General features: G+C 57.1%; 19 protein-coding genes and 2 pseudogenes. 10 read left to right on the forward strand and 11 right to left on the reverse strand.

Annotation, left to right across the window (positions count from 1 at the left end; translation table 11 throughout):
* Window positions 1–235 (reverse strand): annotated as a pseudogene (locus tag M8370_RS18150) (hypothetical protein); the annotation flags it as partial.
* 167 nt (window positions 236–402) lie between these two features.
* Between M8370_RS18150 and M8370_RS18155 the strand changes: the two are divergent.
* Genes M8370_RS18155 through arsC form a run of 3 tightly spaced genes read left to right on the forward strand, consistent with a single transcriptional unit; the run spans window position 403 to window position 2,492 of the window.
* A complete protein-coding gene (locus M8370_RS18155; RefSeq protein WP_029882880.1) occupies window positions 403–723 on the forward strand; it encodes a metalloregulator ArsR/SmtB family transcription factor in 321 nt (106 codons plus the stop codon).
* Window positions 724–758: 35 nt separating this feature from the next.
* Window positions 759–2,048 (forward strand): arsenic transporter, encoded by a 1,290-nt coding sequence (locus tag M8370_RS18160; RefSeq protein ID WP_250021544.1) that lies wholly within the window; start codon window positions 759–761, stop codon window positions 2,046–2,048.
* A 12-nt stretch (window positions 2,049–2,060) separates the two neighbouring features.
* Window positions 2,061–2,492, forward strand: a complete 432-nt coding sequence (gene arsC, locus M8370_RS18165) for a glutaredoxin-dependent arsenate reductase (protein ID WP_095907558.1) — start codon at window positions 2,061–2,063, stop codon at window positions 2,490–2,492.
* 15 nt (window positions 2,493–2,507) lie between these two features.
* Here the strand turns inward: arsC and M8370_RS18170 are convergent, their stop codons facing one another.
* Complete coding sequence (locus M8370_RS18170) at window positions 2,508–3,059, reverse strand: TetR/AcrR family transcriptional regulator (RefSeq protein ID WP_062856878.1); 552 nt, start codon at window positions 3,057–3,059, stop codon at window positions 2,508–2,510.
* Between the two features lie 82 nt (window positions 3,060–3,141).
* On the opposite strand from M8370_RS18170, the gene M8370_RS18175 reads away from it, so the two are divergent.
* Together M8370_RS18175 and M8370_RS18180 are read left to right on the forward strand one after the other, a co-directional pair.
* On the forward strand, window positions 3,142–4,356 hold the full coding sequence (locus M8370_RS18175) for an MFS transporter (protein ID WP_250021545.1): 1,215 nt from the start codon (window positions 3,142–3,144) through the stop codon (window positions 4,354–4,356).
* Entirely contained in the window at window positions 4,346–5,158 is an 813-nt protein-coding gene (locus tag M8370_RS18180; protein WP_023620241.1) for a Cof-type HAD-IIB family hydrolase, read from the forward strand. The genes M8370_RS18175 and M8370_RS18180 overlap by 11 nt, the downstream gene beginning before the upstream one ends.
* A 58-nt stretch (window positions 5,159–5,216) precedes the next feature.
* Here the strand turns inward: M8370_RS18180 and M8370_RS18185 are convergent, their stop codons facing one another.
* Window positions 5,217–6,449: an MFS transporter gene (locus M8370_RS18185; protein ID WP_013097422.1), complete on the reverse strand. Its 1,233-nt coding sequence runs from the start codon at window positions 6,447–6,449 to the stop codon at window positions 5,217–5,219.
* Between the two features lie 167 nt (window positions 6,450–6,616).
* Here M8370_RS18185 and M8370_RS18190 point away from each other — a divergent pair, with 167 nt between their 5' ends.
* The 3 genes from M8370_RS18190 (at window position 6,617) to deoR (ending at window position 8,787) form a co-directional block, all read left to right on the forward strand.
* Window positions 6,617–7,345 (forward strand): phosphatase PAP2 family protein, encoded by a 729-nt coding sequence (locus M8370_RS18190; RefSeq protein WP_029882876.1) that lies wholly within the window; start codon window positions 6,617–6,619, stop codon window positions 7,343–7,345.
* A 7-nt stretch (window positions 7,346–7,352) separates the two neighbouring features.
* A complete protein-coding gene (gene ybjG, locus M8370_RS18195; RefSeq protein ID WP_020689884.1) occupies window positions 7,353–7,961 on the forward strand; it encodes an undecaprenyl-diphosphate phosphatase in 609 nt (202 codons plus the stop codon).
* A 67-nt stretch (window positions 7,962–8,028) separates the two neighbouring features.
* Window positions 8,029–8,787: a DNA-binding transcriptional repressor DeoR gene (deoR, locus tag M8370_RS18200; RefSeq protein WP_013097425.1), complete on the forward strand. Its 759-nt coding sequence runs from the start codon at window positions 8,029–8,031 to the stop codon at window positions 8,785–8,787.
* 49 nt (window positions 8,788–8,836) lie between these two features.
* Here the strand turns inward: deoR and dacC are convergent, their stop codons facing one another.
* A complete protein-coding gene (dacC, locus tag M8370_RS18205; protein ID WP_014831210.1) occupies window positions 8,837–10,042 on the reverse strand; it encodes a serine-type D-Ala-D-Ala carboxypeptidase in 1,206 nt (401 codons plus the stop codon).
* A gap of 241 nt (window positions 10,043–10,283) precedes the next feature.
* On the opposite strand from dacC, the gene M8370_RS18210 reads away from it, so the two are divergent.
* The gene (locus M8370_RS18210) at window positions 10,284–10,910 is read left to right on the forward strand and encodes a glutathione S-transferase family protein (protein ID WP_013097428.1); all 627 of its coding nucleotides are present in this window, start codon (window positions 10,284–10,286) and stop codon (window positions 10,908–10,910) included.
* Here M8370_RS18210 and M8370_RS18215 read toward each other — a convergent pair whose 3' ends face one another.
* Both M8370_RS18215 and bssR read right to left on the reverse strand, forming a co-directional pair.
* A complete protein-coding gene (locus tag M8370_RS18215) occupies window positions 10,911–12,029 on the reverse strand; it encodes a PQQ-dependent sugar dehydrogenase (RefSeq protein ID WP_178328379.1) in 1,119 nt (372 codons plus the stop codon).
* Window positions 12,030–12,135: 106 nt separating this feature from the next.
* Entirely contained in the window at window positions 12,136–12,519 is a 384-nt protein-coding gene (bssR, locus tag M8370_RS18220; protein WP_013097430.1) for a biofilm formation regulator BssR, read from the reverse strand.
* A gap of 216 nt (window positions 12,520–12,735) precedes the next feature.
* On the opposite strand from bssR, the gene rimO reads away from it, so the two are divergent.
* On the forward strand, window positions 12,736–14,061 hold the full coding sequence (gene rimO / locus M8370_RS18225) for a 30S ribosomal protein S12 methylthiotransferase RimO (RefSeq protein ID WP_013097432.1): 1,326 nt from the start codon (window positions 12,736–12,738) through the stop codon (window positions 14,059–14,061).
* Between the two features lie 63 nt (window positions 14,062–14,124).
* Here rimO and gsiD read toward each other — a convergent pair whose 3' ends face one another.
* The 5 genes and pseudogenes from gsiD to iaaA all read right to left on the reverse strand — a co-directional run bounded on the left by gsiD (window position 14,125) and on the right by iaaA (window position 20,347).
* Window positions 14,125–15,036: a glutathione ABC transporter permease GsiD gene (gene gsiD, locus M8370_RS18230; protein WP_250021546.1), complete on the reverse strand. Its 912-nt coding sequence runs from the start codon at window positions 15,034–15,036 to the stop codon at window positions 14,125–14,127.
* 1 nt (window position 15,037) lies between these two features.
* The gene (gsiC, locus tag M8370_RS18235; protein ID WP_250021547.1) at window positions 15,038–15,958 is read right to left on the reverse strand and encodes a glutathione ABC transporter permease GsiC; all 921 of its coding nucleotides are present in this window, start codon (window positions 15,956–15,958) and stop codon (window positions 15,038–15,040) included.
* Window positions 15,959–15,963: 5 nt separating this feature from the next.
* On the reverse strand, window positions 15,964–17,502 hold the full coding sequence (gene gsiB / locus M8370_RS18240) for a glutathione ABC transporter substrate-binding protein GsiB (RefSeq protein WP_250021548.1): 1,539 nt from the start codon (window positions 17,500–17,502) through the stop codon (window positions 15,964–15,966).
* A gap of 23 nt (window positions 17,503–17,525) precedes the next feature.
* The gene (gsiA, locus tag M8370_RS18245; RefSeq protein ID WP_040020707.1) at window positions 17,526–19,397 is read right to left on the reverse strand and encodes a glutathione ABC transporter ATP-binding protein GsiA; all 1,872 of its coding nucleotides are present in this window, start codon (window positions 19,395–19,397) and stop codon (window positions 17,526–17,528) included.
* Window positions 19,384–20,347 (reverse strand): annotated as a pseudogene (iaaA, locus tag M8370_RS18250) (beta-aspartyl-peptidase). Before iaaA ends, gsiA begins: the two are co-directional and overlap by 14 nt.
* Window positions 20,348–20,354: the final 7 nt, after the last annotated feature.

The following is a 20,354-nucleotide window of genomic DNA, read 5'->3' on the forward strand; positions in this document are numbered from 1 at the left end:
GCTTCTGATAGAAAGAGGTGAAAACAATACTAATCAGTCTGCGTAGAGGGGACTCAGCATTTCCCAAACTTTTGAGCATAGAGAAAAAGCGCTCTGTCTCAGCCTGGTTCCGTTGTTTGGCACTATCTCCTGCGAGTCCGCTCCCTTCCCAACTCCTTACCATACCCATGTAAGCCGTATTAGGTATGGAGGAGATCCCATCGAGTATTCCTAGTGCAACCTGTTTAGCGTCCATATCTCATCCATATTGGTCTCAATCCGCACAAAGAATAACCAAAGCTCATGAGCGCTTCCAGACGATTTTTCACTTTACCAGCAAGCCAGATTTTTCCCCTCTTCCCTCCCCCACCTCAAACATATATGATTAAACAAATATGTATCAACTACCCGCAGGGTTCAACCATGCTTCATCCGCTTCAGCTTTTCAAAACCCTCTCCGACGAAACGCGGCTCTCCATCGTCATGCTTCTGCGTGAAGCCGGTGAGCTATGTGTCTGCGATCTCTGTTCCGCAACCACGGAGTCACAGCCGAAAGTCTCGCGCCATATGGCCTTACTTCGCGAGTCCGGGCTGGTTATCGACCGTCGTGAGGGGAAGTGGGTCTATTACCGTTTGTCTCCGAACATGCCTGCGTGGGCAGCTACCGTCATCGATAACAGCTGGAACTGCCTGCGGGAAGAAACGCGTGCAAGGCTAAAGAATAGCCTTCCAGGGACGTGTTAAATACATTCATTAAAACAGATATAACGGGGTAAGCGATGTTTCTGGCAGGAGCAATTTTTCTGTTTACGCTGGTACTGGTCATCTGGCAGCCCAAAGGGCTCAGTATCGGCTGGAGCGCGACGATTGGCGCCGTGCTGGCGCTGGCCAGCGGCGTGATCCACCTTAACGATATTCCGGTGGTGTGGAATATCGTCTGGAATGCCACGGCGACGTTTATCGCCGTTATTATCATCAGCCTGCTGCTGGATGAGTCCGGCTTTTTCGAGTGGGCGGCGCTGCATGTCGCCCGCTGGGGAAACGGTCGGGGGCGTTTGCTGTTTACTTATATCGTGCTGCTGGGGGCGGCCGTCGCGGCGCTGTTTGCCAATGATGGTGCAGCGTTGATCCTGACACCTATCGTCATTGCCATGCTGCTTGCGCTGGGGTTCAGCAAGCAGGCCACGCTGGCGTTTGTGATGGCGGCAGGTTTTATCGCCGATACCGCCAGCCTGCCGCTGATTGTCTCGAACCTGGTCAACATTGTGTCGGCAGACTTCTTTAAGCTGGGGTTCAGCGAATACGCCTCGGTTATGATCCCGGTTGATATCGCCGCGATTGCTGCCACGCTGGTGATGCTGCATCTGTTCTTTCGCAAGGAAATTCCACCGGCATATGATCTTGCGAAACTCCAGGAGCCCGCCCGGGCCATTCACGATCTCCCGACCTTCAGAACAGGCTGGATAGTGCTGCTGCTTCTTCTCGTCGGCTTCTTTGTGCTTGAGCCTCTCGGCATTCCGGTCAGCGCCATTGCAACAGCTGGCGCGCTGATTTTATTCGCCGTTGCAAAACGCGGACACGCGATTAATACCGGAAAAGTGCTGCGCGGCGCACCGTGGCAGATCGTCATCTTCTCACTGGGGATGTATCTGGTGGTCTACGGTTTGCGTAACGCCGGGTTAACCGAATACCTTTCAGGCGTACTGAATGTGCTCTCCACCCACGGTTTATGGGTAACTACCCTCGGAACCGGGTTCATCACCGCCTTCCTGTCATCCATAATGAACAATATGCCCACGGTGCTGATTGGCGCGCTCTCTATTGATGGCAGCACGGCAACAGGATTGATTAAAGAAGCGATGATTTACGCCAACGTGATTGGCTGCGATCTGGGGCCAAAAATCACGCCTATCGGTAGTCTCGCCACCCTGCTCTGGCTCCACGTGCTGGCGCAAAAAAACATGACCATTACCTGGGGCTACTATTTCCGGACGGGCATCATCATGACGCTGCCGGTTCTGTTTGTGACGCTCGCCGCGCTGGCGTTACGTCTCTCCTTCACACTGTAATGAGCCACTGATATGACCAACATCACCATTTACCACAATCCCGCCTGCGGCACCTCGCGCAACACGCTGGAGATGATCCGCAACAGCGGCACCGAGCCAGAGATCATTCTCTATCTGGAAAATCCGCCGTCACGCGATGAACTGATCAAACTGATTGCCGAGATGGGCATTTCGGTGCGGGCGCTGCTGCGTACAAACGTGGAGCCCTATGAGCAACTGGGCCTGGCAGAAGATACATTCACTGACGACCAGCTTATCGGTTTTATGCTGCAACACCCGATCCTGATTAACCGTCCGATTGTGGTGACGCCGCTGGGCACCCGCCTGTGCCGCCCGTCTGAAGTGGTCCTCGATATTCTGCCGGATGCGCAGAAAGGGGCATTTACGAAAGAGGACGGTGAAGCCGTCGTGGATGCCAGCGGGAAAAAAATCACTCAGAAATAGAGTCGGGCCTGCAGGCTAGCGGTCCCTCTCGCCTGCAATCCTTCCCACCATCGCCCGGATCTCCTCGCGCGTTAGCGGCGCTCTGTCGGTGACAAAGTGCAGCGTCATTCCTTCGATAAAGGCGTCCAGCGCGCGGGTGGTAACCGGGTCAAACCACTGCTCAAGCGTCGTCTGGCTCATCTGCATCCAGTCCTGCATTACCGTTTTTAGCGCCGCGCTGCGGTGCATAAAAGTGTAGAGCTGGTACATCAGCGCCATGTTGTGCGGCGTCGTCACCTGCGAGCTGTGGATCAGCGTGGTGATGGATTCACACGCCATCTCCGGGCTGGTTACCCCCGCGAAGAAATCACGGTATTGCTGCGACATCTGCCGGGTAAACCACGTGAAAGCCTCTTCCAGCAGCGACTCCATGCCGTCGAAATAGTAGGTCATCGACCCCAGCGGAACCCCGGCACAGCTGGCGATTTTACGGTGCGTGACGGCATGGATACCGTGCTCAGCAATGGTGTCCAGCGTCGCCTGCAGGATCTTCTCCCGGCGATGCGGGTCGTTAGGTGGTCTGCTCATACATGCCTCATCTGATTTGTGTACAAATGTACACAAACTTGCTAGTGTTGTCGCTACTGTTGTGCTTCTGGTGCTTATCTCAATGACTCTGACCTCATCCCGTAAGGCCCTGCGGTTGCGCATGTGGGCGCTTTTCATGTTCTTCTTTATTCCGGGTCTGCTGATGGCGTCCTGGGCCACGCGTACCCCGGCAATCCGCGACATTTTGTCGGTCTCCACCGCGGAGATGGGCATTGTGCTGTTTGGCCTGTCGATAGGCTCAATGAGCGGTATTCTCTGCTCGGCGTGGCTGGTGAAGCGCTTTGGTACCCGGGCGGTGATCCGCACCACCATGTGCTGCGCAATACTGGGGATGCTGGTGCTCAGCGTGGCGCTGTGGTATGCCTCGCCGGTCATGTTTGCCCTGGGTCTGTTGATCTTTGGTGGTAGCTTTGGCGCGGCGGAAGTGGCTATTAACGTTGAAGGGGCTGCGGTCGAGCGCCAGATGAATAAAACCGTGCTGCCAATGATGCATGGCTTTTACAGCCTTGGCACGCTGGCAGGTGCGGGCGTGGGCATGGCGCTGACGGCCTCCGGCGTGAGCGCGAATCTGCATATCCTGCTGGCCGCGCTGATCTCTGTTGTGCCGGTGCTGACCGGCATCCGCGCCATTCCGGACGGCACGGGCAAAAACACCTCTGATGAACACAAAACGGCGGAAAAAGGGCTGCCGTTCTACCGTGATTTCCAGCTGATGCTGATCGGCGTGGTGGTGCTGGCGATGGCGTTTGCCGAAGGCTCCGCCAACGACTGGCTGCCGCTGCTGATGGTGGACGGCCACGGCTTTAGTCCGACCTCCGGCTCGCTGATTTACGCCGGGTTTACGCTGGGGATGACCGTCGGACGCTTTACCGGCGGCTGGTTTATCGACCGCTACAGCCGCGTGGCGGTGGTGCGCGCCAGCGCCCTGCTCGGCGGGCTGGGCATTGCAATGATCATCTTCGTGGATGTGGACTGGATTGCCGGCGTATCGGTGATCCTCTGGGGCCTGGGTGCCTCACTTGGCTTCCCGTTGACCATCTCCGCCGCCAGCGATACCGGCCCGGATGCCCCGACGCGCGTCAGCGTGGTGGCAACCACAGGCTATCTGGCCTTCCTGGTCGGGCCGCCGCTGCTGGGCTTCCTGGGTGAGCACTACGGGCTGCGCAGCGCCATGCTGGTGGTATTAGGGTTGGTCATGATTGCGGCGCTGGTGGCGCGCGCCGTGGCGAAGCCGGAAAAAGAACAAACGACACTGGAGAAGGGATATGAGCGTTAAACTGATTGCAGTCGACATGGATGGCACCTTCCTGAGCGACGCGAAAACCTACAATCGCGAACGTTTTCTGGCGCAGTATGCGCGCATGAAGGAGCAAGGTATTCGCTTTGTGGTGGCCAGCGGTAACCAGTATTACCAGCTGATCTCCTTCTTCCCGGAGATTGCGCATGAGATTGCGTTTGTCGCCGAAAACGGTGGCTGGGTGGTCAGCGCCGGGGAAGATGTTTTTAACGGTGAACTGTCGAAAACGCACTTCGACACCGTTGCTGCCGTGCTAAACGACGTTCCCGGCATTGAGATTATCGCCTGCGGCAAAGGCAGTGCCTATACGCTCAAAGCCTATGATGATGAGTTCAAAGCTATCGCCGCGAAGTACTATCATCGCCTCGAAATGGTAAGTGATTTCGACAACCTGAACGATATTTTCTTCAAGTTCGGACTCAACGTTTCTGATGATGAAATCCCGCGCATTCAGGCCATGCTGCACGAAAAACTCAACGACATTATGGTGCCCGTCACGACCGGCCATGGCAGTATCGATCTGATTATCCCCGGCGTGCATAAAGCCAACGGCCTGCGGATCCTGCAACAGCGCTGGGGCATTGACGACAGCGAGGTGGTGGCTTTCGGTGACAGCGGGAACGATGTGGAGATGCTGCGCCAGTCAGGCTTCAGCTTTGCGATGGCGAATGCCAGACCGCATATTAAAGCAGCGGCGCGGTTTGAAGCGCCGCATAATAACGAGGAAGGCGTACTGGATGTGATTGATAAGGTGCTCAACAGAGAAGCACCGTTTAATTGATTCCGTGCGCTCTGGTGCCCTCACCCTGCCCCTCTCCCACCGGGAGAGGGAATAAGAATTATGGCTGCAGGGCGTTCCCGACGCGTTTGTCTTTCAGGAACATCACCATCAGGATAACCCACAGCACGCCGTTGGCGAGGTTAAACAGGCTGAACAGACCGTTGCCGCCGAGCGCATAAGCGTGCTTGCTCACCTCGATCCCGACGGTAAAAATCAGCATCTGCAGCATCCCCATCGCCGCCGAAACGGTGCCTTTACTCATCTCGCTGGCAAACAGCGTCAGACGCACCAGCCCGGCATTCGCCACGCCAATACCGAAGGCATAAATACTCAACCCCGCCGTCATCCACAGATAGGCATGAGATGATACCACCGTCGCCACCGCGGCCACGGTAAGGCCCGCCGCAATCGGCCAGCCGCCCATGATGATGAGCGAGCGCACCGTGCGTCGTGATGTCAGACGCGCCAGCACAAGGTTACCGATAATCAGTGCGCCAAAAATCGGCACCTGCAGCAGCCCGTACTCGTAACTGCTGAGCTGTTCACCGCTGATGATAATGACCGGTGACTGGGCGATCCACGCCAGCAGCGGCAGGCTAACAAAGCCCGTTGCCAGCGCGCCTGCCACAAAGCGGCCGTTTTTCAGCACTGCTTTATAATCCCGTCCCAGCTCTTTCAGCGACAGCGTCTCACCCAGTCGGGTGGCCGTTTCCGGCATTGCGCGGTGCAGGCCAAAGAACGCGATGGCGGCCAGCACGGCGAAGAGCACAAACATGCCTTCCCACGGTGCCACATGCACCCACGCGGCGCCCACCAGCGGCCCCAGCAACGGAGCAATCAGCGCCACGTTCGCCATCAGCGCGGTGATTTTGATACACACCGCCTCCTCAAAGGACTCCTGAATGGCGGCATACCCCACGGCACCGATAAAGCACAGGCTTACCCCCTGCAGGAAACGCAGCAGGGTGAACTGTTCAATGTTTTGCGCCAGCAGCGTGGCGAGACAGGTCACGATAAACCACACCACGCCCGTCAGCATCACCGGACGGCGGCCAATACGATCCGACAGCGGCCCTAACAGCCACTGTAAAAACATGCCGCCAGCCAGGTAGGCGGTCATAGAGGTCGGCACCCATTCAATACCTGCGTTGTATTGCGCCACCACGGCCAGCATGCCGGGCTGGATCATATCGTTGCCGATATAGGTAGAGAACTCGTAAAGCACCAGACACAGAGGGAAAAGTAACGCCTGACGACCCAGACGCGTACCCGAAGAAGAACGGTTTAACATGCAATCTCTTTATGATGAAAAAATCGCGATGAGTGTAATGAATTGCCGCTGTCTGAGATAGCAAATTATCCAGAAGAAACAGAAATAAAGCATTTATCGTCGTTGTTTAAGGTTTCCTTAAGTTGACACCAATATGATAGCCATATTTCACGCTGCCAACCAACTCTATGACCCGCATATCCCCTCGTTCAGAATTGTCTAAGTTACAGACAAATAAGACAAAACAACTTTACCGCTTGCCTGTGCGCTTTTATGGTTATCAGCTTTTAGTGCTGATCGCCCTTGCCGTGGTGTTTACCTGGCTTTCTCGCGGCGAAACGCTTGATAAATGGATCACTGGCTTTTGGTATGACGCGGCAACACACCGTTTCCCGTTGCAGAAAAACCCGCTGCTGGATCTGCTGAACCACCGGCTGGCGAAGTACATCGCCATTGCCATGGCGGTTGGGGCGCTGTTTTACGGTGCCTGGAAGCGCAATGCGAGACTGGTCACTGCCGCACTGCTGATGGGGCTTGGCACGCTGGTGGTTGGCGTGCTGAAAAGCCTGAGCCATCACAGCTGCCCGTGGGATCTGGTGGAGTATGGCGGTAAGGCCGTCTCTTACCCCCTGTTCAGTTCCGCTCCGGCAGACAGCGGTCCTGGTCGCTGCTTCCCCGGCGGCCATGCGTCCAGCGGCTTTATGGTGATGGGTCTGTTCTTTGCCTTCTGGCGCGAGCGTCCTCGTCTCGCCTGGAGCTTTGTGGCCTTCGGCGTGGTGTTAGGTCTGGCGATGGGCTTTGGTCAGGTCATGCGCGGGGCGCATTTTTTCTCTCACAACCTGTGGGCTGGGTGGTGGGTCTGGTTTTCCCAGGTAGCGGTCTACGGCCTCGTTTCTGCCTGGTTTGCTAAAGAGTAAAAACGCTATGTTAGAGAATCTTAATTACCAGCTGTTTTATCTGATCAACGCCACCCCGGCCTCGCCTGAGTGGATGATCGATCTGGCCACTTTCCTGGCAAAAGATCTGATTAGTATTGTGCCTGTGCTGGCGGCTATCCTCTGGCTGTGGGGACCGCGCAGCCAGGTCAACGCGCAGCGTCAGCTGGTGATCAAAGTGGCGATGACGCTGGGGGTCAGCGTGCTGGTCAGCTATGTTCTGGGTCTCGCCTTCCCGCACGATCGTCCTTTTGTCGAACACGTCGGCTATACCTTCCTGCACCACGCGCCGGATGACTCGTTCCCAAGCGATCACGGTACGGTGATCTTTGCTTTTGCGCTGGCCTTCCTGTTCTGGCATCGCCTGTGGTCAGGTGCGCTGCTGATGGCCATTGCGGTCGCCATTGCCTGGTCTCGCGTGTATCTGGGCGTACACTGGCCGCTGGATATGGTAGGCGGCTTCCTGGTGGGGCTGATCGGCTGCGTCAGCGCGGCGATCCTGTGGAACCTCTTCGGGCTGGCGCTGTATCGCGGACTCTCGTCTCTCTATCGCACCCTTTTCGCTATCCCGATCCGCAAAGGCTGGATACGTGACTAACCCCGGTATGACAGGTTACACTTGAGCCCCCGCCCTGCGGGGGCTCACTTTTTCATCCTGAGGATCTATGGAAACACGCCGCGATGACCGCATAGCTCAGTTGATACAGGCGCTGAAGCGCAGTGATAAGCTTCATCTTAAGGAAGCCGCTACCCTCCTCGGCGTTTCAGAGATGACCATTCGCCGTGACCTGAACAGCGAGAGCGCGCCCGTCGTGCTGCTGGGCGGCTATATTGTGCTGGAGCCACGTAGCGCCAGTCATTATCTGATCAGCGATCAAAAGACACGCCTGGTTGAAGAGAAACGCAAAGCCGCCCGTCTGGCGGCCTCTCTGGTACAACCGCACCAGACGCTGTTTTTTGACTGCGGCACCACCACGCCGTGGATAATCGAAGCCATCGACAGCAGCATCCCCTTTACCGCCGTGTGCTACTCGCTGAACACCTTCCTGGCCCTTCAGGAGAAACCCGAGTGCCGGGTGATCCTCTGCGGCGGTGAGTTCCACGCCAGCAACGCCATTTTTAAGCCGCTCAATCTTCAGGACACGCTCAGCAATTTGTGTCCGGATATCGCGTTTTACTCCGCGGCGGGCGTGAGTACCCGTCAGGGGGCGACCTGTTTTAACCTGGAAGAGCTGCCGGTAAAACACTGGGCATTAAGCGCCGCGCAGTACCATGTGCTGGTGGTGGATCACAGCAAGTTCGGCAAGGTGCGTCCGGCACGGATGGGCGAGCTGGCACAGTTCAATGCCATCGTCAGCGATTGCCGCCCGGATGAAGAATACGTGACCTACGCGAAGGCGCAGCAGGTGAAGTTGATGTATTGAGAGGGCATCAGACCCTCTCCCACTGGGAGAGGGTGAAAAGCTGGAAGACTTAACTAAACCAGCTGCCAAACCAGCTATGGAATTTCATCATCACGAAGTCCCACATCCGGCTGAAGAAGCCGCCCTCTTCGACCGCTTCCATCACAATCAGCGGACGCTGTTCAATCGACTTACCGTTTAACTGGAAATCAATCGTCCCGACCACCTGGCCTTTTTTCAGCGGCGCGGTGAGCTGCGGATCGGTCAGGGTATAGCTCGCTTTCAGGTTTTTCAATTGACCACGTGGAATGGTCACCGACCCGGCTTCACCGGCCCCCAGGTTCACCTCACTCTTGTCACCAAACCAGACGCGCTGGCTGACGAACGTGGCATCCGGTTTAATCGGCGTCACGGTTTCAAAGAAGCGGAAGCCCCAGGTCAGCAGTTTTTCTGACTCGTTAAAACGAATACGGTCGGTTTTGGTGCCCAACACCACCGAGATCAGACGCATGTCACCCTGGGTCGCGGAGGCCACCAGGTTATAACCCGCCCCGGCCGTGGTGCCGGTTTTCATCCCGTCAACGTTGACGTTGCTGCTCCACAGCAGACGGTTGCGGTTCGGCTGGCGGATTTTATTAAAGGTAAACTCTTTCTCTTTGTGGATGGCATATTCGTCCGGCACATCGTGGATGAGCGCCTTGCCGAGCAGCGCCATATCGCGCGCGGTACTGAACTGGCCCGGCGCATCCAGACCGTGGACGGTTTTAAAAGTGGTATTGGTCAGACCCAGCTTTTGCGCATAGCCGTTCATCAGGCCAATAAACGAGTCCTGGCTTCCCGCAACATAATCTGCCAGGGCGATACAGGCATCGTTGCCGGACTGGATAATCACCCCTTTATTCAGATCGGAAACGGAAACCTGATCGCCCGGTTTCAGGAACATTACCGATGACCCGCGCAGCGCCGGGTTGCCGGTCGCCCAGGCGTCCTTCCCGATGGTGACCATATCGTCGAGCTTGATCTTACCCGCCTTCAACGCCTGGCCAACCACGTAGCTGGTCATGATTTTGGTCAGGCTGGCCGGGTCGAGTTTTTCATCAGCATTGCCTTCCGCCAGCACTTTACCGCTGGAGTAATCCATCAGGATCCAGGCACGCGCATCTACCGGCGGCGCTTCGGGCGCAGCCTGCTCAGCCGCATAGAGAGTTGGTGCAAACAGGAAAAGGAGCGCGGAGCCTGCCGCCAGGCTGCGCAGAGAAGTCATTTTTCGCGTCATAAATGCCACCCGAGTGTCCATTCAAAAATTACGTCACATCACCGTGTCGCAAGAAGCGATGAGTAATAGCGCACTAAAACGGTTAATGAAACCCAACGAGGGTAAAGTTATTAAAGTTTATGCAATAACATTCAGATACGCTTTGATTAAGGCGATTTTTTTCTCTTCTGTTGCGTAATTGTTAGGTTTATCTCACCATGGCGAAAAGCTGACTCGGATTCACATCTTATCGGGAGTAATTATGATTACGCTGTGGGGAAGGAATAATTCGACCAACGTCAAAAAAGTGCTCTGGACGCTGGAGGAGCTGGATTTACCGTTTAACCAGATAATGGCGGGTTTGCAGTATGGGGTTAATAAAGACGCCGACTACCTGGCGATGAACCCGAACGGCCTGGTGCCGCTGCTGCGCGATGATGAGACGGACGCCACGCTGTGGGAATCCAACACCATTGTCCGCTACCTGGCCGCCCAGTATGGACAAGGCCGTCTGTGGGTAGAAAATCCGGCCCGCCGCGCGCAGGGGGAAAAATGGATGGACTGGGCCAACCAGACGCTCTCCCCCACGCACCGCGTGATCCTGATGGGGCTGGTCAGAACCCCCGAAGCCGAGCGCGACTATCCCGCCATTCATGCGGCGCAGGACGCCTGTGAAAATCTGTTTGCGATGATGGACGATGAGCTGGCGAAACACGCCTGGTTCTCGGGTGCGGACTTCGGCGTAGGCGATATTGCCGTTGCGCCATTTGTCTGGAACCTGACCAACCTCGGTCTGACGTGGACGCCGCGCCCTCACCTGGCGCGCTGGCTTAAACAGCTGAGCGAACGCCCGGCCTACCGTAACGTGGTGATGATTCCGGTAAGCTGATCACCTCCCGGACGGGCTGACTTTCAGCAACTGCCCGTCCGTTTCATCGGTCAGAACATACAGATAGCCGTCCGGACCGACGCGCACATCGCGGATGCGCTGTTTCCGGTCGCCCAGGATCCGTCCGTCCTCGGTCACCGTGTTGCCGTTCACACTCAGCACGATCACATCCTTCTCTTTCAGCGCCCCGATAAACAGCTTGTTTTTCCACTGCGGGAACACGTCACTGTTATAAAACGCCATTCCGCTCACGGCGGGTGAGACTTTCCAGACAAACAGCGGTTTTTCGGTTCCTTCAACGTGTTCACCTTTCGCCTCAGGAATTTTTAATCCGCTGTAGTTGATACCGTGGGTCGCCAGCGGCCAGCCATAGTTTTTCCCTTTCTCCGGGATGTTGATCTCATCCCCGCCACGCGGGCCATGTTCATTAAGCCACAGCGTGTCGCTCCACGGGTTCATCGCCATCCCTTGCGGGTTACGAATGCCATAAGACCAGATTTCCGGCCGCGCACCGGCGGTGTTCACAAAGGGGTTATCCGGCGGGACTTTGCCATCCTCCGTCAGGCGCACCAATTTCCCCTGGAGTTTATCCAGATCCTGCGCCGTCGGGCGCTGGTTGTTTTCGCCCAGCGCAATAAACAGATAGCCTTTGCCATCAAATACCAGCCTTCCGCCAAAGTGGTGACCGGTGGAAAGTTTCGGCACCTGACGGAACACCGTCTGGAACGCCTCAAGGCGGGAAAGATCGTCGCTTAAGCGCCCATAACCCACTGCCGTTCCGGCTTTGCCGTCAGCGCCTGCCTCGGCGTAGCTCAGCCAGACGCGGCGCGAGGTGGCAAAATCCGGCGCCAGCACCACGTCCAGCAGCCCTCCCTGTCCGTTGTCCCAGACTTTGGGCACCCCTGTTATCGGGTCTGACAGCCCTTTCCCGGCCTGCCAGTGTTTCAACTGGCCGCCCTTCAACGTCACGAGCAGCCCTTTGTTATCCGGCAGGAATGCCAGCGACCAGGGGTGTTCGAGTTTGTTCTGCAATACCTCAACCTTAACCGCATCAGGCGCAGCAAGGAGCGAAAACGGAAATAACAACGCAGGCAGGAAAATCAGCGAGGATCGGTGCATAACGCGCTCCTTTATCGGCATATGGCATAAAGATTAGCCACTACGTCCAGGCACGTTATCACTTTTACAAAAGCTTAATCAGAAGGGGGAGTTGCCTCCCCCGGAATCAGTGCTGTTCAAGCTTCGCGTGCTCGTTCAGACACATGATGCATAGAGAGAGCGTTGTCAGGCAGTTTTCAAGCTTCTCCGCGTTTACTGCGATAAAAGTCGGGCAGTCATGGCGTCCGTTCATCAGACAAACCCCGGCAATGGAGAGCACCTCGGCGGCGCGGCGCAGCGCAATACATTCGCTTTCGGCGTATTCCGCTTTCAGGATGGGTGCTTTTTCACGCATGAAATTGCAAAGTTCAAAGAAATTATCACGCAGATGTTCGCTTTCGCTGACTGACATATACCCTTTCGCCTTCCTCAGCTGCAGATATGCGGCAAGGTCGATTCGGGCGTTGATCAGCTTGTTCAGCAGATCGCGTTTCAGTCTGTCAACGGACATGCTCATTCCTCCTCTGTCAGCCCCTGTGCATAGTCAGAATAAGGTTATTTTTTGTACAGTTTAATGCCTGAGATCAATTATTCTTAACTGATTAACATTCTTTACAATGTTACAACCTGCGCGGGCATCATCTGCACTGCAAAGAGTGTATAAATCCCCCGCGATACGCTGTAAAATCCCGCCCTGATAACTCCATAATTGATGAATTTTTAACCTATGAGCAATGTTACGCACCCGCCGAAAATCGGCTTTGTCTCCCTGGGCTGCCCGAAAAACCTGGTGGATTCTGAACGCATCCTGACCGAACTTCGTACCGAGGGCTACGACGTGGTGCCAAGCTACGACAACGCCGACATGGTGATCGTGAACACCTGCGGGTTTATCGACAGCGCGGTTCAGGAATCCCTGGAAGCCATTGGTGAAGCCCTGACGGAAAACGGCAAAGTGATTGTGACCGGCTGCCTGGGCGCAAAAGAGGACCAGATCCGTGAAGTGCACCCGAAGGTGCTGGAGATCACCGGTCCACACAGCTACGAGCAGGTGCTGGAACATGTTCATCACTACGTACCCAAGCCTAAGCACAACCCGTTCCTGAGCCTGGTGCCGGAACAGGGGGTGAAGCTGACGCCGCGTCACTACGCTTACCTGAAAATTTCCGAAGGCTGCAACCATCGCTGCACCTTCTGCATTATCCCGTCCATGCGTGGCGATCTGGTGAGCCGCCCGATTGGCGAAGTGCTGGCAGAAGCCAAACGTCTGGCCGATGCGGGCGTGAAGGAGCTGCTGGTAATCTCCCAGGATACCTCCGCCTACGGCGTGGATGTGAAGCACCGTTCCGGTTTCCACAACGGCGAGCCGGTGAAAACCAGCATGGTCGGCCTGTGCGAACAGCTCGCTAAACTGGGCATCTGGACGCGTCTGCACTACGTTTACCCTTATCCGCACGTTGACGACGTTATCCCGCTGATGGCCGAAGGCAAAATCCTGCCGTACCTGGATATCCCGCTGCAGCACGCCAGCCCGCGTATCCTGAAGCTGATGAAACGCCCAGGCTCCGTTGACCGCCAGCTGGCGCGCATCAAGCAGTGGCGTGAAATCTGCCCGGATCTGACCCTGCGTTCGACCTTCATCGTTGGCTTCCCGGGTGAAACCGAAGAAGACTTCCAGATGTTGCTCGACTTCCTGAAAGAGGCCCGTCTGGACCGCGTAGGCTGCTTCAAGTACAGCCCGGTTGAAGGCGCAACCGCTAACGAACTGGCGGATCAGGTGCCGGAAGAGGTAAAAGAAGAGCGCTGGAACCGCTTCATGCAGCTGCAACAGCAGATCTCTGCTGAACGTTTGCAGGAGAAAGTGGGCCGCGAAATTATGGTCATCATCGACGAAGTTGACGAAGAAGGCGCGATTGGCCGCAGCATGGCGGATGCCCCTGAAATCGACGGCGCGGTGTACCTGAACGGGGAAACCAACGTCAAGCCGGGTGACATCATTCGCGTGAAAGTGGAAAACGCCGACGAGTATGACCTGTGGGGTAGCCGGGTTTAAACACCCAGCGCCTGTTTTGTAGGCCGGGTAAGGCGTAGCCGCCACCCGGCACATTCCACTGCCCTACCCCTTAATCCTCGGATCCAGCGCATCGCGCAGCCCATCCCCCAGCAGGTTGAACGCCAGCACGGTCAGGAAAATCGCCAGACTCGGGAATATCGCCACGTGCGGCGCAATCACCATATCTGCCCTCGCCTCGTTGAGCATCGCGCCCCACTCCGGCGTCGGTGGCTGGGCCCCTAATCCCAGAAACGACAGGCTGGCGGCGGAAATTATCGACACGCCAATACGCATCGTAAAATAGACAACAATCGACGACACCGTACCCGGCAGAATAAGGCTGAACAGGATGTTGGCGTCGCTGGCCCCCATACTGCGGGCGGATTCAATAAAGGTCTGCTGCTTCAGTACCAGCGTATTACCGCGCACCAGGCGGGCAAACGCCGGGATCGAAAAGACCGCGACGGCGATGATGACGTTTGCCATGCCGCTGCCCATAATGGCGACAACCGCAATTGCCAGCAAAATGCCGGGGAAGGCAAACAGCACGTCGCAAATGCGCATAATGATCCGGTCCCACCAGCCCTCGTAATACCCTGCCACCAGACCCAGAACGGTACCGATGACCGCACCGATAAGCACCGCAAACACCCCGGCGGCGAGCGATATCTGCGCGCCCATCAGCACGCGGCTAAAAATATCGCGTCCCAGAGAGTCCACGCCGAACCAGTGCATCATCGACGGTCCGTCATTCAGGCGGTCGTAATCAAAGTAGTTTTCCGCATCATACGGTGCCACCCACGGCGCAATGGCGGCCACCACAATCAGCAGCAGTACAAACAGCCCCGCCGTCATGGCAACAGGCTGGCGACGAAAGCGCCGCCAGAATTCAAACCATGGGGTGCGGATATGGTCCGGCTTCAGCCCCGGCATAGCGTTTACAATGGCCTGACGACGCCAGTTCAACAATCGCATCTTACTTATACCTGATGGCCGGATTAATGGCGGCGTACAGCACATCCACCACTAAATTGATAAGAATAAATTCCAGCGAGAAGAGCAGAACTTCCGCCTGAATGACCGGATAGTCGCGCATCTCGACCGAATCCACCAGCAGGCGCCCCAGCCCCGGCCAGTTGAAGACCTTTTCCACCACGATAGAGCCCCCCAGCAGGAAGCCGAACTGCAGCCCCATCATGGTCACCACCGGGATCATCGCGTTGCGAAAACCGTGCTTGAGGATGACCCACTTCTCGCTCACCCCTTTCGCCCGTGCGGTACGGATGTAATCTTCACTCAACACGTCAACGAACGACGCGCGGGTGAAGCGCGCCATCACCGCGGAGACGGCCGCGCCCAGCGTCATGGACGGCAGAATGTAGTGCTTCCAGGTATCGGCCCCGACGGTGGGCAACCAGCCCAGCTCCACGGAGAAAATCTGCATCAGGAGCATCCCCAGCGCAAAGGCAGGGAAAGAGATCCCGGTCACCGCCAGTGCCATGCCGAGCTTGTCCGGCCAGCGGTTGCGCCAGACGGCAGCGACAATCCCGGCGCCAAGCCCAAACACCACCGCCCAGCACATGCTGGCAATCGTTAACCAGAACGTAGGCATAAAGCGGCTGGCAATCTCTTCCGATACCGGGCGACGCGACACCATCGAGATACCAAAATCGCCCTGCAGCACGTTGCAAATATAATGGAGAAACTGCATGTACAGAGGCTGGTCGAGACCAAGCTGTTTGCGCACCAGTTCAATGACGGTGGCATCCGCCTCTGGCCCGGCCACCAGACGCGCCGGATCGCCCGGCAGCAGATGGACAAACAAAAACACCAGTACCGTCACAATCAGCAGCGTCGGGATAAGCCCCAGCAGGCGTTTACAAACATAATTGAGCATGAGTGTTATTTTAAATCCGCATCGTCAAAGCTAAAGCCCGTATCCGGCATGATGTAAAACCCGGTCAACGCTTTGTTATGCGCCGAAACCAGTTTTTCCACCACGAGCGGTACCCACGGCGACTCTTTCCAGATGATATCCTGTGCGTCTTTGTAGAGGCGCGCTTTCTCATCCGGTTTGGTGGTTTTCAGCGCATCGGCAAGATCTTTATCCACCTGTGGGTTGCTGTAGAACGCCGTGTTGAACAGGGTCGGCGGCCAGTTCTGTGAGGCGAACAGCGGCGACAGCGCCCAGTCAGCCTCACCGGTAGAGGCCGACCAGCCGGTGTAGAACATCCGCACGCCGCTCTCTTTCTGCCCTTTCCCTTCCACTTCTGCTGCACGCTGCCCGGCATCCATCGCGGTGACCTGCACCTTAATACCGACCTGCGCCAGCTGCTGCTGGGTAAACTGCAGCACCTTCTGCGCGGTACTGTGATTATGGGATGACCATAGCGTGGTGCTAAAGCCGTTCGGGAAGCCCGCCTCTTTTAACAGTTCACGGGCTTTCGCCGGATCGTATGGCCACGGCTGATAGCTTTGCGCATAGGCAATAGCCGGTGGCAGCACGCCGGTGGCCGGGGTGGCGAAGCCCGCGAAGGCCACTTTCACCAGCGCCTGACGGTTAATCGCGTAGTTGATGGCCTCGCGCACTTTGGGATTATCAAACGGCTTTTGCGTCACGTTCATGCTGATGTAACGCTGCATAATGGACGGACTGGCCACCAGCTCCAGCTTGCTGTTCTTCTGCAGGATCGCCGCCTGCTCGTACGGGATCGGGAAGGCAAACTGCGCTTCGCCGGTTTGCAGCATCGCCGCGCGGGTGTTGTTATCCACCACCGGGCGCCAGGTGATGGTGTCGAGCTTCGGCAGCCCCTGCTGCCAGTAGCCGGCGAATTTCTTCACCTTTACAAAGTCCGTCTGGTTCCAGGTCACCAGCTCATACGGGCCGGTACCGACCGGATGGAACCCAATATCTTTCCCGTATTTTTTTAGCGCGGCAGGGGAGATCATCGCCGTCGCCGGATGCGCCAGAATATTAATAAAGGCCGAGAACGGCTCTTTCAGGGTAATTTTTACCGTTGCCGGATCGACCGCCTCGGTGCTGGCGATATTTTTATAGAGGTTATAGCGCTTGAGGCTGTTTTCCGGGTTGCTGGCGCGGTCGAGGTTAACCTTCACCGCCTCCGCGTTGAAATCGGTGCCATCCTGGAACTTCACGCCGGTTCTGAGCTTAATGGTATAGACCAGCCCATCATCCGAGACGGTGTACCCCTCTGCCAGCACATTTTTCAGCTTCATCTCTCTGTCCAGGCCAAACAGCCCCTGGTAGAACGATTTGGCGACCGCCTGCGACAGCGTATCGTTGGCGTCATAGGGATCGAGGGTGGTGAAATTGGAGCCGACGGCAACCACCACATCTTTGGCAGCGAACGCGGGAGAGGCGGCCAGGGCTGCCGTCACGCTCGCGGCTAACAGCCATGTACGAGCAACAAATTTAACCATTGTGTTCTCCTGCCTGTTGTACGTTATAACCGCGAAAATGCATTGTCCTGACGCGGAGGGGCAACAAAATGTCCGGGGCCCACTTCACGAAGCGTGACCCGCTCCATGACCTCACCCCGTTTACGAATATTGCTCGGCATCTCATCCTGCAGCAGCACGCGCTGCCCGTGACGGTGTTCGGGATCGGCAACCGGTACTGCAGACATCAGCTTACGGGTGTACGGGTGCTGCGGGTTCTCAAACACCGCCCGCCGCGGACCAATCTCGACGATTTGCCCCAGATACATCACCGCCACGCGATGACTGATGCGCTCCACCACCGCCATGTCGTGGGAAATAAAGAGAAAGGCAATCCCCAGATCCCGCTGTAAGTCGAGCAATAAATTGATGATTTGCGCGCGGATAGAGACATCCAGCGCCGAGACAGATTCGTCTGCGATCACCACTTTTGGGTTCAGGGCCAGCGCGCGGGCAATACAAATTCGCTGCCGCTGACCGCCGGAAAACTCATGCGGGTAACGCCAGGCATGTTCCGGCTTCAGCCCCACGCGTTCCAGCAGCCACGCCACCCGACGCTGTGCGGCTTCGCCGTCGAGCAGGTTATGCACCCGCAGCGGCTCCATAATCGAATACCCCACCGTATGGCGCGGGTCCAGAGACGCATACGGATCCTGAAAAATAAACTGGATATTCCGCCTCACCGCCTGAAGCTTACTGTCAGGAAGGGTGTCGATACGTTCGCCGTTAAAGGTAATGCTCCCTTCCTGCGACTCCACCAGCCGAAGTAACGCGCGTCCGGTGGTGGATTTGCCGCAGCCCGACTCCCCCACCAGCGCCAGCGTTTCGCCTGGCCATAAATCAAAACTGACATTTTCAACCGCGTGCACTTCACGCTTTACGCGGTTGAAAATGCCGCTGCGCAGAGGAAAACGGGTCACCAGATCCCGCACCTCAAGAATGGGCTTGCCGGGTACCACGGTGTCCTGCTCGGTTTCCTCTTCCTGGCGGCCCGCCGCCTCAAGGGAAATCAGCGGGAAACGGCGCGGAAGATCGCTGCCGTTCATCGCTCCCAGACGCGGAACCGCCGCCAGCAGCGCTTTGGTGTATGGGTGGGCGGGCGCATGGAAAATCTGCTCTACCGTGCCGGTTTCTACCGCCCTGCCCTGGTGCATCACCAGCACGCGATCGGCAATATCCGCGACCACGCCCATATCGTGGGTGATAAACATCACCCCCATCTCCATCTCCTGCTGCAGCACTTTGATAAGCTGCAGGATCTGCGCCTGAATGGTGACATCCAGCGCTGTCGTCGGCTCGTCCGCAATCAATACCGCCGGACGGCACGAGAGCGCCATGGCAATCATCACCCGCTGACGCATCCCGCCAGAGAGCTGATGCGGATAGCGGCCCAGTATGGACTGCGACTCCGGGATACGTACCAGCTCCAGCATCCGTTTGGCTTCCAGAAGGGCTTCATCGCCGCTCAGTCCCTGATGCAGGCGGATGGATTCGGCAATTTGCTCTCCAACCGGGAAGACCGGGTTCAGCGAGGTCATCGGCTCCTGGAAGATCATCGCGATATCCGCCCCGCGCACGCCCTGCATCTGTGCTGCGCTCAGCTCGTTTAAATCAATGACCTGACGATTGCGACGGCGCAGAAGCATCTTCTCGCTGCTGATTTGCCCGCCCGTCTGTTCCAGCAGGCGCATCAGCGCCAGCGCGGTGACCGATTTCCCGGAGCCGGACTCCCCCACAATCGCCAGCGTTTCGCCGCGGTTGAGTGAGAACGATAAATTCTCTACTGCGGGGATGAACTGCCGCTCCTCCTGAAACGCAATATTCAGCTGATGGACAGCCAGCACTTCGCGATTATCCAGCTCTTCACTGTGCGGCACGCGTTGCCCCCTTATTCACGATAGATCCCGGTGCTGGGTTCATCACCGGCATAGCCCCAGGCGCGGTACATCCCTTCGCTGTTGAACGGCAGGGCTACGTTACCCTCACGGTCCACCGCAATGAGTCCACCCTCACCGCCCAGCGCGGGCAACTTTTCCATTACCACACGCTCGCAGGCCTCACTCAGGCTGAGCCCGCCGTAATCCATCAGGGCGGTAATGTCATATGCGGCGAGCGCGCGAATAAACACTTCGCCGGTTCCGGTGCAGGAGACCGCCGCCGTGGCGTTATTGGCATAGCACCCGGCGCCCGGCAGCGGACTGTCGCCAACCCGGCCAGGTAGCTTGTTGGTCATACCGCCGGTTGAGGTGGCCGCCGCCAGATTACCAGCCTTATCAAGCGCCACCGCGCCAACCGTGCCCATTTTGGTGGTTTCATTGAGCGGTGAGGAGTGGTCCAGCTGGGTCATGCCCGCCGTACGGGCTGCCAGCAGCTGCTGGTAGCGCTCGTCAGTGGAAAAAAGATCCGGCGATACCCGCTCCATCCCGTGTGCGAAGGCAAAGTTCTCCGCCCCAACGCCCGTCAGCAGCACATGAGGACTCTCTTCCATCACCAGTCGCGCCGCCAGAATCGGGTTGCGCAGATGGCTCACGCCCGCCACGGCCCCTGCTTTCAGGGTGACGCCATCCATCACGCAGGCATCCAGCTCGTGCGTCTCGTCACGCGTATACACGGAACCTATCCCCGCATTGAACAGCGGACACTCTTCCAGCAGACGTACCGCTTCGGTCACCACATCCAGCGCGCTTTCGCCCGCCTCCAGCATTCGCTGGCCCGTTTCGACAATGGCGTAGAGCGCATCAATGTAGCGCTTCTCCTGCTCAGGACTGAGCTGTGCACGGGTAATAGCCCCGGCGCCGCCATGAATTGCGATTACCGCATTAACCATTTCGCCT

Source organism: Enterobacter cloacae complex sp. OE43NF, assembly GCF_023544405.1.
Taxonomy (GTDB): Bacteria; Pseudomonadota; Gammaproteobacteria; order Enterobacterales; family Enterobacteriaceae; genus Enterobacter; species Enterobacter cloacae.